The organism is Pontibacter sp. HJ8 (assembly GCF_054824225.1).
Window position 1 is genome coordinate 1 of sequence record NZ_JSYF01000574.1, and the last position, 376, is coordinate 376.

Consider the following 376-nt stretch of genomic DNA (forward strand, 5'->3'; position numbering starts at 1 on the left):
TGGTTTGCGCTCGCCACCTTCTCTGCGGTCACTGCCATAAGAGCGGCGCTCGCCTCCTTCACTTCTGTCGGATCCGTAAGAACGGCGTTCTCCGCCTTCTCTTCTGTCGCCGCCAAATGATTTGCGTTCACCTTCTTCGCTCCGGCTTCCACCGAATGAACGGCGTTCACCACCCTCGCTTCTTCCCGCACCGAAGGATCTTCTTTCACCTCCTTCACGACGATCCCCGCCAAAAGATTTTCTCTCTCCACCTTCGCGACGTTCACCGCCAAAGCTGCGGCGTTCTCCATCTTCACGACGGTCAGCTCCAAAGGATTTTCGTTCACTGCCTTCACGGCGATCATCGTAAGGCTTTCTGTCCCTGCTTTCGCTGCGG

1 pseudogene is annotated in these 376 nt (G+C 56.9%); it reads right to left on the minus strand.

What is annotated here, in order from left to right:
- Positions 1–376 (minus strand): annotated as a pseudogene (locus OB13_RS19525) (hypothetical protein); the annotation flags it as partial.